At 36.9% G+C, this 14,555-nt stretch carries 12 protein-coding genes, 1 tRNA gene and 1 other RNA gene; 8 read left to right on the top strand and 6 right to left on the bottom strand.

Translation table 11 applies throughout. The features are described 5' to 3' along the window. The first annotated feature begins 444 nt into the window (after positions 1-444). The 4 genes from CINF_RS01490 (at position 445) to CINF_RS01475 (ending at position 5,366) form a co-directional block, all read left to right on the top strand. Positions 445-4,017: a DUF4214 domain-containing protein gene (locus tag CINF_RS01490; RefSeq protein WP_179975482.1), complete on the top strand. Its 3,573-nt coding sequence runs from the start codon at positions 445-447 to the stop codon at positions 4,015-4,017. Between the two features lie 57 nt (positions 4,018-4,074). Next, on the top strand, positions 4,075-4,740 hold the full coding sequence (locus tag CINF_RS01485) for an ATPase (RefSeq protein ID WP_338025062.1): 666 nt from the start codon (positions 4,075-4,077) through the stop codon (positions 4,738-4,740). Between the two features lie 127 nt (positions 4,741-4,867). Then, positions 4,868-5,086, top strand: coding sequence for a ribbon-helix-helix domain-containing protein (locus CINF_RS01480; protein WP_178697049.1), 219 nt, complete (start codon positions 4,868-4,870; stop codon positions 5,084-5,086). Next, the gene (locus CINF_RS01475) at positions 5,076-5,366 is read left to right on the top strand and encodes a type II toxin-antitoxin system RelE family toxin (RefSeq protein ID WP_178697050.1); all 291 of its coding nucleotides are present in this window, start codon (positions 5,076-5,078) and stop codon (positions 5,364-5,366) included. Before CINF_RS01480 ends, CINF_RS01475 begins: the two co-directional genes overlap by 11 nt. Before the next feature lie 788 nt (positions 5,367-6,154). Here the strand turns inward: CINF_RS01475 and CINF_RS01470 are convergent. From CINF_RS01470 to CINF_RS01450, 5 genes are all read right to left on the bottom strand, one after another. Beyond that, positions 6,155-6,574: a hypothetical protein gene (locus CINF_RS01470; protein ID WP_179975480.1), complete on the bottom strand. Its 420-nt coding sequence runs from the start codon at positions 6,572-6,574 to the stop codon at positions 6,155-6,157. Next, positions 6,561-7,775, bottom strand: a complete 1,215-nt coding sequence (locus CINF_RS01465) for an AAA family ATPase (RefSeq protein WP_179975479.1) — start codon at positions 7,773-7,775, stop codon at positions 6,561-6,563. Before CINF_RS01465 ends, CINF_RS01470 begins: the two co-directional genes overlap by 14 nt. A 195-nt stretch (positions 7,776-7,970) precedes the next feature. Continuing rightward, a complete protein-coding gene (locus tag CINF_RS01460; RefSeq protein ID WP_179975478.1) occupies positions 7,971-8,264 on the bottom strand; it encodes a type II toxin-antitoxin system RelE family toxin in 294 nt (97 codons plus the stop codon). Next, positions 8,264-8,614 carry a hypothetical protein gene (locus CINF_RS01455; RefSeq protein ID WP_179975477.1) on the bottom strand — a complete coding sequence of 117 codons (351 nt, stop codon included), beginning with the start codon at positions 8,612-8,614 and terminating at the stop codon, positions 8,264-8,266. Before CINF_RS01455 ends, CINF_RS01460 begins: the two co-directional genes overlap by 1 nt. Positions 8,615-8,754: 140 nt before the next feature. Then, positions 8,755-9,594 carry a prephenate dehydrogenase gene (locus CINF_RS01450; protein ID WP_275690517.1) on the bottom strand — a complete coding sequence of 280 codons (840 nt, stop codon included), beginning with the start codon at positions 9,592-9,594 and terminating at the stop codon, positions 8,755-8,757. 134 nt (positions 9,595-9,728) lie between these two features. Here CINF_RS01450 and bamA point away from each other — a divergent pair, with 134 nt between their 5' ends. From bamA to ssrA, 4 genes are all read left to right on the top strand, one after another. After that, positions 9,729-12,011 (top strand): outer membrane protein assembly factor BamA, encoded by a 2,283-nt coding sequence (bamA, locus tag CINF_RS01445; RefSeq protein WP_179975476.1) that lies wholly within the window; start codon positions 9,729-9,731, stop codon positions 12,009-12,011. Further along, positions 12,011-12,388 carry a response regulator gene (locus tag CINF_RS01440; RefSeq protein WP_178696972.1) on the top strand — a complete coding sequence of 126 codons (378 nt, stop codon included), beginning with the start codon at positions 12,011-12,013 and terminating at the stop codon, positions 12,386-12,388. Before bamA ends, CINF_RS01440 begins: the two co-directional genes overlap by 1 nt. Before the next feature lie 253 nt (positions 12,389-12,641). Next, the gene (gene nhaA, locus CINF_RS01435) at positions 12,642-13,838 is read left to right on the top strand and encodes a Na+/H+ antiporter NhaA (RefSeq protein WP_179975475.1); all 1,197 of its coding nucleotides are present in this window, start codon (positions 12,642-12,644) and stop codon (positions 13,836-13,838) included. A gap of 47 nt (positions 13,839-13,885) precedes the next feature. Further along, positions 13,886-14,242, top strand: a transfer-messenger RNA (tmRNA) gene (gene ssrA, locus CINF_RS01430). A gap of 210 nt (positions 14,243-14,452) precedes the next feature. Here the strand turns inward: ssrA and CINF_RS01425 are convergent. Then, positions 14,453-14,527 (bottom strand) — tRNA-Asn (locus CINF_RS01425). Positions 14,528-14,555: the final 28 nt, after the last annotated feature.

Here is a 14,555-nt window from a genome sequence, read left to right as displayed (position 1 = left end):
ATTTTCGCAACCAACCAAACCAACCAAACCAAACCAACCAAACCAAACCAACCAAACCAAACCCCGCCCCCGCAAGCTCAAAAGCTAAGCGCGCTTAGTGTGCCAGCTAATAACCAACCAAACCAAACCCCGCACCCCACACCAAAACCACACAAACATTATAATTTTTCGCACATTTGATTAAAATTTTGCTAAAATCACCACCAAACAACCTCCAAATTTTAAACCCCATTAACAATTTAAAAAAAATTTTTATTACTTTAAGTATTTTCTAAGCACTTGCCCCTTATAATTTGCGCCGTATTCGTAAGAATCGCATTCACAGAGTTAGCTTTACTTATCACAGCCTTTTTTTTAAACTTTAATTTTAAATTTAGGCAGCTCACACCCTTTAAGTATCGTTAGATTTTGTGAGACATTTTTCATTAATGAAAGGAGTCTTAAATGGCTTTAACAAATCAACAAGTTCAGCAAGCTTACCTTGCTGTTATCGGCCGCCCAGCAGAGGGAGATGCGGTTGCATGGGCTAGTGTAGCAGCTCCTAATGTTGCTAGTTTAGTAAATTTAATAGCCGCGACACGCAATAATACAGATTTTAACAAAAACAATACCACTTTCGTTGAAAATCTATACATGAATCTACTAGGCAGAGAAGGTGATGAAGAGGGCATCAAATTTTGGAGCGATGCATTAACAGCTGGCACAAGCTTTGGCGATTTAGTAATGCAATTCTCATCTGCTGCTCTTAGCACCACAGAAGATATGTATACTCTACAAAACAAACTAGCAGTTGCAGAGCAAATCTCAACCAAAATCAAAACTTTCACAGCTGGCGTAGCATCAGAAGCTAAACTAAAAAGCATGATGTCAGTTGTAGATGCTGAAACATCTATCGATGATATCCAAGAAGATATAAATAGCTTCATAGGCCAATATGTAAATGGCAAAAAAACTACCGTAAAACCAGGCGCACAAGAGCCTACAAAAGGTAGCGATGAATACGCTCAAACTTACAACGCTACAATCAAACTAGGCGCAGAAGAAGGTGGCGTAAATATCGAAGGTAGCACAACCTACAACGATACTTTAAATCTTACAGTTAAAGGCACAGCTGAAAATGGCACCCTAACAGGCTCTGACATCGGCTCAATCTCTAACCTATACGCTATCAACCTAAACCTAAGAGATTCAAGAATCAAAGAAAGCACCCTAAACACAAAAGACCTTGCAGGTGCTGCTGAGGTAGTTATAAAAGGTAAAAGCAACGATACTTTCACAGTAGATAGCGCAATGACTACCCTAGACACAGGCGATGGCGATGATACTATCAATGTAAATAACAATGTAGATACCCTAAAAGCTGGCAACGGTAACGACACAATCATCGCATCAAATGCGAAAGTAACTACCCTAGACGCTGGCAATGGCGATGACAAAATCACCGTTACAAAAAGCACAATCAGTACTCTAAACGCTGGTAATGGCAACGACATCATCACCCTAGGCGATGGCGCAAAAGTTAGCAAACTAAACGCTGGCAATGGCGATGACACTATTTCAGTAAGCAGCAAAGCAAATGTAGCAAACGCTACTATTGATGGTGGCGCAGGCACTAACTCTCTAAAACTAACAGATGGCAAAGTAGATCTAACTAAAACAACTCTAACTAACATCAGCGCTATTAGTGGCGAGGGCAAATTAAAAGCATCTCAACTAAACGGCATAGCTCTTAATCTTGGCACAGAAAGACTAGACGCAGCTGGCGAAAGCACAGGCACATACGATGCAGCTAAACTAGAAGTAGCAGCAGATAAAGCATCAGGTGCTATCGACCTTACAAAAGTTGCAGTAGCAGAAGAATCAACAGGCCACGAGCTAAACATTACAAATGTTAAAAACTCTTCTATCAAACTAAACAACGATTCTCTTGGCAACTCTGATGACGCTGCAAACACAGACGCCACAAAAGTTACCATCACCGGCACAGCTGGCAATGATGTTATCACTCTTGAGAGCGGTAAAGTAACTAGCCTAGATTCTAACGAAGGTAACGATAAAGTTACTATCGCCTCAGCTGCAAGCGTAAATACTCTAAACCTAAACAACGGCGCAAACACAGTTACCGTAGCTGGTAAAGTAAATGCCCTAACAGCAGGCGCAGGCGATGACAATGTTAATGTAAGTGGCGAAGTAACTAGATTAACAACCGGCACAGGTAACGACACCATCAGCGTAAGCGGTAAAGTAAAAACCCTAGAAGCTGGCGAAGGCGATGATAAAATTTCTGTAACAGCTGGTGAAGTAGATACTCTAAATGCTGGTGCAGGTGCTGATACTATCTCAGTAGCAGCAGGCGCAAGAGTAAAAGATCTAGATGCAGGCGATGGCGATGATATCATAGCTATCACAGCTGGCGCAGTTATCAAAAACCTAAATGGTGGCGGTGGCACTAACACCCTAAAACTTGAAAATGGCGTAGTAGATCTAAGCAATACAAAACTAGATAACATTAACACAATCACAGGTAGAGGTAAAATCCAATCTAACGATATTACTAATAAACAAATCACCCTAGGTAGCGAAAAGCTAAACGCTTGGAATGAAGGCACTGGTGAATATGACATTACCGAGCTAGAAATAAAAGGCAAAGGCACAGCTACTAGCGAAACTATTAACCTAAGCAATCTAAAAATCGCTGCTGGCTCAGCAGGCCATAAACTAAACATTACAAATTTCAAAAGCGGTAGCCTAACCCTAGATGATACTAAACTTGGCAATGCTAGCCAAGATGAATCAGCCGTAGATGCTACTACCGTTACAGTTACTGGCACTGATAGCAACGATACTATCACTATAACAAAAGGTAAAATTAAAGATGTTAGCACAGGCAAAGGCGCAGATGGAGTTATTATAAGCTCTGGCGCAAATGTAGCTACCCTAAGCACAGGCGAGGGCGCAGACAATATCGATATAAGTGGCACAGTAGGCACCATAGACGCTGGCGATGGCGGTGACAACATTGTCCTAAAATCAGGCGCAAATGTAGCTACAATAGATGCAGGTGCTGGTAATGATAATATCGAAGTTGAAAGCAATGTAACAGTAACTACAATCAACCTTGGTGCTGGTGATGATACTATCACACTAAAATCAGGCGCAAATATTCCAGTAACAATCAATGGTGGAGACGGCAAAGATACCTTAACCTTAGACGCAAGTGCTAGCGCAATAGATTTTACAAAAATTACTAAAATCTCTGGCATTGAAGTATTACAACTTTCAGGTGCTACTACTGCTAGCTCAGGTGCGAAAATCAGCTATGATAGCATAAAAGATAACCTAAATCTTACAATTGACACTACCAGTGGTGGTTCAGGCACTTTAACTATCGATACAGGTAAGAACACAGACATTAATCTATCTAACTTTAAGGCTGGTACAAACAAACTTGGAGGATTTACAGTAGATAATGTAAATGCTGGTGATACTGTGAAATTAAACAAAACTGGTGGTTTAACTGAAACTATTCAACTAAAAAGCGCAGCAGGAAATGGTAACGATCCACATACTACTATAACCGGCTTAGCTTCTGGTGATATACTAAATTTCAGCGGAGCGTTTACATCTGGTAGTAGCATATCTGGTTCATTCTCAGAAGTTAGTAGTACCACAACTATTAGCGGTTCAAGTAAAGCATATTTCCTTAAGAATACAGTTAATAATATCGACTTCACAGAGGGCGACCTTGGCAAGGCACTAATTAAGGCTATTAATGATGCTAACTCTTCTATATCAAGCATTAGCATATCAAATAGCGGTAAAGCTATTTTCGCACTTAACTCTGGCGATGGCAATGCTTATCTATTCTCAGTAAGTGCTACAACTTCAGGTTCTCTTTCTTGGAACGCTAGTAGCGGTGCTACTAATAGTGGCGCAGAAGTTAAACTTCTAGCTGTAGTAGATAATACTATCGATAACAACGATAATGTATCATCAGGTGCAATAACATTTGCCTAATCTTTTAGCCTTTATGGCTTAATCTGCTTGCTAGCTTTTAGCTAGCAAGCCCCTTTCATTTTTCATCTTTCATTTTTTCATTTTTTTTATAGATTTTGTTATAATTATTTAAAAGCTACAAACAAGGAATACATTATGGCAAATCAGCCAACAGCTACTATCTTTGCAGGCGTAAATGGCGCAGGAAAAACAACCTTATATTTTTTAGCACAAGAGCAAGGGATAAATTTAGGTTATCGCATAAATGTAGATGAAATCGCTCAAAGTATCGGGGATCATAAAGATACAAAAACCCAAGTTCGCGCTTCAAAAATTGCTATAAAAATGCGTAGAGTTCATTTAAGAGATAGGCTTGATTTCAACCAAGAAACCACGCTTTGTGGAAAATCAATATTAAACCTATTTAATGAGCTAAAAGTAAATAATTATAAAATAAATTTGCGCTTTGTAGGACTTGATAGCCCACAAACAGCAAAAGAGCGCGTAAAAATAAGAGTAGCCAAAGGCGGACACGACACAAAACCACATCTAATCGATAAGCGTTATTATGAAAGTATGCAAAATCTTTTAAAAGTTGTGCCATTGTGTAATGAAATTTTGGTGTATGACAACACTCAAAACTACGAAATAATCGCCAAAATAACAAACGGAGTGTTAGATTTACAAAAAAATATCGCTTGGTTTAATGATTTAATTTCAAACAAAACAACAAAAAACATCTAAAAATTATTTTTAGCTTTTTGGCGGATTTTGGCGCAAATTTGAGCCGAGAATTTAAAATAAATCAGCATAAAGTATTGACTTTTACGCTGATTTTTATATACTTTCGCAGTTTTTACAAAGGACAAAAATGCAAAATTCAGCAAAAATAAGCTTTACCATACAAAACGCTTTAAAAAACGAATTAGACACACTTTCAAAAGATCTTAATATGCCAAAAAGCAAGATTATAGCAAGGGCTTTGGAGCTTTATTTTGACACGCTTGATTTGAAAATAGCAAAAAGCAGGCTAAAAAATCCACAAATCATCAAACAAGACGAAATGAAAAAGTTCATAAATGAGCTATAAATTAGCATTTGATAGCAGAGTTAAAAAGGATTTTGCTAATATAGGCAAAAAAAATAGCACCATAATAATGGAAATTTTAAGCGAGTTTGCTAGGAATTTTAACTACAAATACGAACAAGAGCTTTTAAAAACCACAAAGATAAAGGCTTTAAAAGGCGCTTACGCCGGACTTTATAGGCTTAGAATTGGCTCTTTTAGGGCGATATACACAAAAAAAGATGATGAGTTAATAATCTTGGTGCTAAGAGTAGTGGCTAGAAAAGATGCTTATAAGGGCTAAAAGTTTAAAATTTTGGGCGTTTTTAAAATTTGGTGTGGGTTTTGAAATTTTAAAATTTGGCACGGATTTTTGCGCGCGGAATTCTTGGGCGCAAAATTTTAAAATTTGGCTTTTTGACGGATTTTTGCGTGGCAAGCGTGGGTTGCGTGAATTTGGCGCGTGTGGATTAAAATTTAAAATTTGGCGCGTTTTAAAATTTGGTTTTTTGCGTTTTGGTGCTTTAAACTCTTAGCGGATTTTGGCGTGGCTTGCGCGCAGAACGCGGGGCGCGCGGAGCGTGGCGCGGGGCGTGGTGCGCGAATTCTTGGCGGGCGCGGGTGGCGCGCGCAAAATTTTAAAATTTGGCGCAGATTTTGCGCTATGGTAGAAAAACGGATTTGGGAAGTATTTTTGAAAACGAAATAAACAAGCTTTTAACTGCTAATCAAAAACAAAAGCCAAGTTAAGCACTTTTTACTTGTTTGTCGATTTTCGTGCTATCAATAACATTTTTAACTGCTAATGCAGCTATTAAAAAAAAGCCAAACGCCACAACAATAAGGGCAAAATTTTGTAACATTACAAATCCTTTAAATCGTCAATAAGCCTATTTATGCGTAAATTTACAATCGCAATCAATACAAAATTGTATCACATTTTTATTAAAAAGTTTAAAATTTGGCTTTTTAGCAGATTTTGGCGGGCGAATTTTTGGAGCAGATTTAAGCCGAGAATTTAAAATCAAATTTAAAAATTTGTGAGCTATTTAGAATGTGGCTAAATCATAGCTTGCTGTGCTGATGAAATTATTAGTTTGTTTTTTCTATGGTGTTGTTGGTTGAATTATATTGTGTTTGAATTTCTTTATTTTTGATAAAAATTTCTACAAAAATTTTATTTGCTTTTTTGTGTAAGTTTTGGATAGTGGTGTCTTTTTGTGGAAATCTTTGGCAAACTATGGCTGCGTAGGATTTGACTTGTAAATTTTTGGCGCGATTTACATCATCATAGCTTGCAAGTATTTGCCGATAGGCTGTTGCGATTTTGTTGCCTTTTAGCTCTATAAAAATTTGAATGTCGTTTGTGCTTTTGATGATTAGATAATCGCACTTTTTGCGCTCGTTATTTTGCCCGTTATCAAGCTTGATTTTAGAAAATTCTATGCCGTTTGTATAAAGCCTAAAAATTTTGCCGCTTTCTTGGCAAACTAATTCTTTATTTGGATTCATTAGTATTTTCTAGCTCCAAAAGTTTGTCAAAGGTTTCGCCGATTTCTTCTGAAACTTCATCTATACTTTCAGCTAAAATTAAATTTGTTTGTTTGTCTATAATGCTAAAAACTTCGCCATTTTCTACCTTAAAGGCGTTGAATTTGTTTATGTCAAGCCAAAATTTGTTTGGGATTATGTTTGTTATTTGCTCTTTTAGTTTAGGATTTTTACTAGCGATTTCGTGCGCTAACAAAAGGCAATTTAGCGAGCTAAGCATATAAGGGCTGTGCGTAGAAAAGGCTATTTGGATGGTTTTTTTGGTATTTAAATAAAAACATAAATTTACAAGATATTCTACTAATTTTTTTTGTGCATTAGGGAACAAGCTAAGTTCGGGTTCTTCTATAAATAAACTATATCGCTCTTTATCAAATGTGATATTTTCAAAATTTTTTAAAAATTCATTTGGATTTCTATTTTGAGATTTTGAAAAAATATCTACAATAAAATCGGCATATTTGTTTTGCGTGTATTCTTTGTTTGCGACAAAATAGGTGGATATAAGCTCTATTATAGAAGCGGACTTTATGCCTGATGAGGCGTTATGTAGTTGTGTTTTGGAATTTTTAAGATTTATATAAAGGCGATTTTCTATGCCGTATTTTTCTAGCGATAATTCAAGGTCAAAAATGCTTACTTTTACTTTTTTGTTGGTTTGTAAATGGTTAAAAGATTCCCAAAAATCATCAAAAGTTTTTTCTAAATGATAAGGAATCGCCCCTCTGCGGATTTGGTTATTTGCCAGCATTGGGATAGCAAATCGATCATCGGTGATAAAAGAAATTTTTTCAAGGGTTTTGTTGTTTGTGTTTTGTGGTGAAATTTTTAAAATTAGCTTGTCGTTATAGATGATGGAGATATAAAAATCGCCGATATAATAATGCGCTTGGCTACCTTTAAGGCAAAAATCACTCAGCCCTGATTCTCTAAGCATTTTATCTATGCGAAATCTATACAGCTCTTTTTTAATGCTTGCGTTTTTTGCTATATCTCTTAAAATATTTTTTTTATATATCCACCGAAAAAGCGACAATAGCTTTAAAATCACGCTTTTGCCGCTGCCGCTTTCGCCGATAAATACCATAAATGGCTTTATATCAATCTTTGCCTCAACAATGGGTCCAAAATTTTTGATGATTAAGCGTTCTTGTTTTTTCATAGGCAAAATTATACTTATTCAACATTAAAATGAAGTTTAATTTTGCGCTTGTTTGGGGATATTTGGCTTGATTTTGGATTGAAAAATTGGTGCGGGTGAATTTTTAGCGCAACTTTCGCGCCCAGAATTTAAAATAAAATTAAAAAATTTTGCGCGATTTTAAAATTTGGGCGAATTTTTGCGTGTGAATTTTAATTATTTTTCTAAATTCTTATAATCTTTACTTCTTTTGTCTATCTCAATAATAATAATTACAACATCTTGGTTTTGCTCATTTTTGCCTTTAATGCCGATTATGCGGTATTTATCGATACGCCAGCGCCAGCGGTCTTTATAAGCGTTTAATTTTTTGGCATTTGGCAGGGTAAAAGGGTTTTTGACTTGGCTTAGTTCTCTTAAAAATGTGCGGATTTTAAAGTATGCCGATGGCTCGATATTTTCTAATTTGCTTAAATATTTATCTGCTGAGTTTTTAATAACTATTTGCATTATTTCAAGCCCATTTGCGCTCTTACTTCTGCTTTTATTCGCTCTTGCTCTTTTTTTGGCAATTTAGCAAAAAGTGCGTCCGCTCTTTTAATTGCGGGTGCTTCATCAAGCGTATAAATTTTATCATCATCATTTAAAATTTCACCATTTAAGCTGTTATTATTTAAGCTTTTATTATTTAAAATTTCGCCATTTAAACTTTTATCATTCAAACTTTTATCAACGCCTAAAATATCGATAAAAAACTCCGCCATTTTGCTTTTTTCTTTTTGCGTAGCCCGCGCAAGAGAGGCTCTTAATTGCTCTTTTGTCATATTAAAGTATTTTTCATAGTTTAAAGCTCTTTGCATTTTCTATCCTTTAAAATTTGCGCGAAATTATAGCAAAATTTAAATTAACAAATAAAAGCCTAGCGCGAGAGAGTTTAAGCGGGCGCAAGGCGTGGCGTGGTGCAAAATTTCAAAATCTATCCGCTAAATGCGCGTAAATTTTATAAAATTTCTCTTATTTGCCTTGCGTTTTTGATCCATTCTTTTAGCTCGTCCCATTTTTCGTTTTTAACTAGCTCTTCGCAATGAGAAAATTCGCGCTTAAATGCTTGCATCGCGCTGAGTAGGTTATTTTTATTTTGCCTAAAAATATCGCACCACATATCTTCGTTGCTTTTTGAAATGCGCGCCATACCAGTAAAACTGCCACCTGAGAGCAATAAAATATTGCGCCTATCTTCTTCTTTTAGCGTGGCATTAACTAATGAAAAGCTAATGGCGTGCGGTAAATGCGAGATAAAGCCGACATGGTGATCGTGGTCTTTTGCGCTCATAAAGATGATTTTCATACCAAGATGTGATAAAAGCTCAACAGCGCGCTTTACATGGGTTTCATCGGCTTTTTTATCATCGCAAATTACGACTATTGCGCCATTTAGCAAGGTTTTAAAGGCGGCTTTTGGGCCTGAGTTTTCAGTGCCTGCCATAGGGTGAGCTGGAATAAAATTATCTAAAATCATTTTAGGGCAAGAGTTTAGGATTTTTTCTTTGGCTGAGCCAAAATCAATAATAGTCGTGCTTTTAGGTATATCGCTAAGTTTTGATAATACCGATATAATCGCTTCAACTGGTATGGCTATAAAAATAATATCGCAGGTTTTTTTAATGGTTTCAAACTCTGCTATTTCATCAACTAAGCCAAGTTTTAGCGCGTCTTTTGCGTTTTGAGAGCTTAAATCATAGCCTAAGACTTTTTTTACTAATTTTAAATCCTGTAAAGCAAGCCCCAAAGAGCCACCAATTAACCCTAAACCAATAATGCCGACTTTTACCATATTTATGCCCTTATGCCAAAAAGCCCTAAATTCCAAGCTTTTAAGAAAAAATAAAAGCGGAGATTATAGCAAATTTTAAAGCATAGTTAAAAAAAAATGTGCTAAAATCGGCGATTTTATTTTATTTTGAAAGTTAAATGATGAAAAAATTAGGCTTTTTAGCGGGCATAATAAGCTTTTTAATGCTTTCATTCTTACAAGCTGTAACGATAAATAGCGTAACTTATAAAGGTATGGTTCATCTTAGCGAGCTAAGTGCTAGTGAGATTAGCGGGCTTAAAAAAGGCGCCGTTTTAACTGATGAAAGCTCAAATAAGGCCATAAAAGCTTTATTTGCGCAAGGTTATTTTAAAGATATTTTTATTGAGGAAAATAACGGCGATGTGATAGTCCATCTTAAAGAAAAGCCCGTAATTGCGCGCATTGATATAAAAGGCGTGGTAACAAATGATGAAAAAGCCATAATAAATATAATCGGCATTAAAAAAGGGCAAATGTATGATGAGCGCGCTATAAATCTAGCTAAGATGCGCGTAAGGCAGTTTTATGAAGCAAAGGGCTTTTTTGATACTATCGTGGGCGATGATGTGATCAGCTTAAATGATGAAAATAGCGTTCAAGTTAGCTTTAAGGTAAATCGTGGCGAAAATATCACTATAAAAAAAGTAAATTTAATAGGGGCTAATGTTTTAGATTATAGCGATATAGAGCCTTTTGTGGATAATAAACAAAAAGAGCTTTTAGGCTGGATGTGGGGCTTTAATGATGGGGCGGTTAAAATTTTTTCCTTGCCACAAGATAGCGATAAAATCCGCGAACAATACCTAAAACGCGGGTTTTTAGACGCGAATGTATCGCGGGCTTATTTAAATACTTATTTTGATAGCTATACTGCGGATTTAAGCTATTATATCCAAGAGGGCGAGCGTTATAAAGTGGGCGAAATTAGCTTGGATTTGCCTAGTGAGCTTGATATAAACGCCCAAAAAATCCTAAAAACCTTAAAACTTCAAACCGGCGATACTTTCAACACTCTTTGGCTAAGGCGCGATCAAGAAAAAATAAGTGATTTAATAGCTGATAAAGGCTATGCTTATGTTAGAGTATATCCAAAAACCACGCCAAATGAATTAAGCAAAAAAGTGGATATAAATTATCAAATTTTATTAAATGAAAAGGTTTATATCCGCAATGTAATAATCTCGGGCAATACCGACACGCTAGATCGCGTAATTCGCCGTGAGCTGTATTTGACAGAGGGCAATTTATATAGTAGAAGCGATCTAAAAGATAGCAAAAACGCGCTAAAACGCACGGGATATTTTGAAGATGTTGATATCATAGAAAAGCAAGTAAGCAATGATGAGGTGGATTTAGAAGTAATTGTAAAAGAAACAAATACCGGCTCAATCAGCGGAGGCATAGGATATAGCACGGGTGATGGGCTGTTATTAAGCGCTGGGGTTAGCGAAAATAATCTTTTTGGCTCAGGCTATCAAGGCGCAGTAAGCGTGGATAAAAGCGATGATAAATTAAATGGGCGCATTAGCTTAACTAATCCGCGCGTGAATGACTCGCCTTATAGCCTTGGTGGCTCGGTTTATGGCTATGAATACAAATGGGATGAATACACCCAAAATGCTTATGGATTGTCAGCATCGGCTGGGCGCCAAATAGGCCGTTATACAAATGTTTTTATAAATTATCATGTCCAACGCAATAAAATTTCAGGCCTTGATGCCTTTTATAAAGATGCTGGCTATTTAAATGGCAAGCATTGGAAAAGCGCCATTACGCCTAGCATTTCGTGGAATAATACAGATGATTTTTATCTGCCAAGATCAGGCTTTATTGCTAGCTCGGCACTTGAAATCGCAGGGCTTGGCGGAGATGAAAAATTTGTAAAAAGCACGAATGATTTTAGCATTTATGAGGGCTTAGAGGATTATCTTGGAGTGGATTTAATTTTACGCTATAAGGCTACTTTTAGCTATTTGTGGAATAGCGATGCGAGCAAGCTACCAATAAATGAAAAATTATTTTTGGGCGGATTAGGCTCGGTTCGTGGGTTTGATGCGCATTCATTAAGCCCTAAAAAACGCATTTGCAATCCTATCGATAGCCACGGCTTGATCGTTTTTGGCTGTGAGGACATCAAAACAGGCGGTAAAATGGCATTTAGCAATTCCTTGGAGCTTAGCTTTCCTATAATCAACCGCATTAAAATGCGTGGGCTAGTTTTTGCGGATTTTGGCACAATAGGTCAGGATAAAATCAGCGAAATTCACAGAACTTCTATGGGCGTAGGCATTGAATGGGTTACGATTTTAGGGCCATTGCAAGTGATTTTTGCTAAGCCACTTGATAGTAAAGATGGCGATGATACTAGTAAATTTGAGTTTAGTATAGGTAAAAGATTTTAATGAAAGACCTTCGCATTTTGCTTTTAGAACCAAACGCTGCCGCTAAAAAGCTTGAAACCATTATGCTTAGTAAAATTCCAGGCGTAAAAGAAGTGCTTGCTATGCCAAATGGCATTGCGGGCTTGAAAATTTTATATGAAGATTATGGCATATCTTTGATCGTCTCTTGCGTGCATATGCCGCTTATGAATGGCTTTGAGCTTATTAGAAATTTAGCAGACAGCGGAATGCTCTCGATCCCGGTGATTATGATTTCAAATGATATTAGCATGCACGAGCAAGTAATGCAAGCGGGCGCGTATGAGTTTTTGACTAAGCCACTTAGCCAGGATAGACTAGCTGAGGCCATAGAGCGCGCCGCAAGTATGCTTTTGTAAATTTTAAAATTTCGTTTTATTTTATTTTTTAATGCGCTAGATTTTAAAATTTCGTTTTATTTTGGCGATTAACACGGTAAATTTTAAAATTTCATTTTATTTTTTGATGTATTGGATTTTAAAATTTCATTTTATTTTGGCGATTAAGAGCTAGAAATTTTAATAAGCTGGGCTTGAAATTTTAAATTTTAAGTTTATCTTGTAAGTTGTTTTGCTACAATCGCAAAATTTTTTACCTTCAAAAAGGCAAAATATGCAAGCATTAACCAAACTTTTACACCACGAAGCAGCTGGCGGCGTGATATTATTAATTGCCACGGCTCTTGCGCTGATTTTTCAAAACGGCATTTTATCGCATTTTTATAATGAAATTTTACATTCGCAATTTATTATAGGATTTCGCGGGCATGATTTGGCTAAACCGCTGATTACTTGGGTAAATGATGGATTGATGGCGATTTTTTTCTTTGTGGTTGGCTTAGAGCTTAAAAAAGAAGTGCGCGAGGGCGAGCTTAGCAGACCTAGCCAAATCGCCTTGCCGGCCGTTGGCGCGCTTGGTGGAGTTATCACGCCGGCGTTGATTTTTTGGGCGTTTAACCACTCAAATGAATTCGCGCTTCGTGGCTGGGCCATACCTACTGCTACTGATATTGCCTTTGCTGTGGGGATTATGGCCTTGCTAGGCTCACGCATACCAAGCGGATTAAAAATCTTTTTGCTTACTTTGGCTGTGGTTGATGATTTATGCGCGATTATCATTATCGCGCTATTTTACACAGAGCATCTTTATACAGCATCTATGATGTTAGCAGCAGCTTGCCTTGGGGTGCTTTGGGTGTTTAATAAACTGCGCGTTGGCAAAAAATCAGTTTATATGCTTTTTACATTTTTGCTGTGGTTAAGTGTGCTAAATAGTGGCGTGCATGCGACTATTGCTGGCGTACTGGCAGCATTTTGCATACCTACTGTGGATAAAGATGGCAACAGAATGCTCGATGAGCTTCATGAAGATTTACACGGCATTACGACTTTTTTTATTTTGCCGGTTTTTGCCTTTGTAAATGCGGGGGTTGGCTTGCGTGGCGTGGAGCTTTCACAGCTTGTAAATAGCGTAGGTATGGGCATTTTCTTTGGGCTTTTTGTTGGCAAGCAAGTTGGCGTGTTTATTTTCACCTTTGTTTTCATTAAAATTTTAAAGCTAGGCAAGCTTCCAAGCGGGGCGACTTGGGGCAAATTATATGGAGTTTGCATTCTTGCGGGCATTGGCTTTACAATGTCGCTCTTTGTTAATTCTCTTGCCTACCATGAAAGCAAAGAATTTTTTTATGCTGATAAGATAGGGATTTTGTTAGCCAGCCTTGCTAGCGGTGTGGTTGGGTATTTTTATTTATTTTTTTATGACAAAATTTTTAAAAGCAAACTAGCCAAAAACCCTAAGGATAATGAATAAAATTTATTTTTATTTAAGTTTATTTGGATAACATTCGCAACTTTTTTGGGGATGATTTGGCTTCGACAAGAGTAGCTGAGTCTAGCCGCATGCAGCTTTTGGCATAGCTTATAAAGCCTAAATTAAATTAAACGCAAACAACGCTAATTTTGCTCCTGCTTACGCTAAAGCTGCGTAAGTTCAGTTGAGCCCTGTTTTGCTGGCTTGTCGCTAGGCTGGCATTTTGGGTCATTTATAGCGACTAAGGATTTAGCCTGACGCACTAAACCACGAAAATTTTGTCTTAGTTCTCGCATCAGCCTTGGGAAGTAGGTCGCGTGAATGAAGCTTTACTTCTACTAAGCATGTAGATGGCTTTACGAGGTTATTTTTGGACTGCAGTTCGACCCTGCACATCTCCACCATTTCAGTTTATTTTTATCTATTCTAATTTATTGCGCGTTGTATTCATTAGCCTTAGCTATTTTGCTTTTGCGATGGCATAATTATGCTTAAAAGCCAAAATTTAGTCTTATAAAAAAGCTAAAATAGCAAATATTTCAAAAGCATTGTTTAAAATTAAAGAAAAAAAATATTTTGAAATTTTAAATTAAAAATTTTGAAGTAAAAGCAAATGGCTCCGGATGCTGGATTCGAACCAGCGACCAATCGGTTAACAGCCGACTACTCTACCGCTGAGCTAATCCGGATTGTTTAAAAAAAGATTGGGATTTTAAC

The sequence above is a fragment of the Candidatus Campylobacter infans genome (assembly GCF_013416015.1).
Lineage (GTDB): Bacteria > Campylobacterota > Campylobacteria > Campylobacterales > Campylobacteraceae > Campylobacter > Campylobacter infans.
This window is presented reverse-complemented; position numbering and strand designations above follow the sequence as displayed.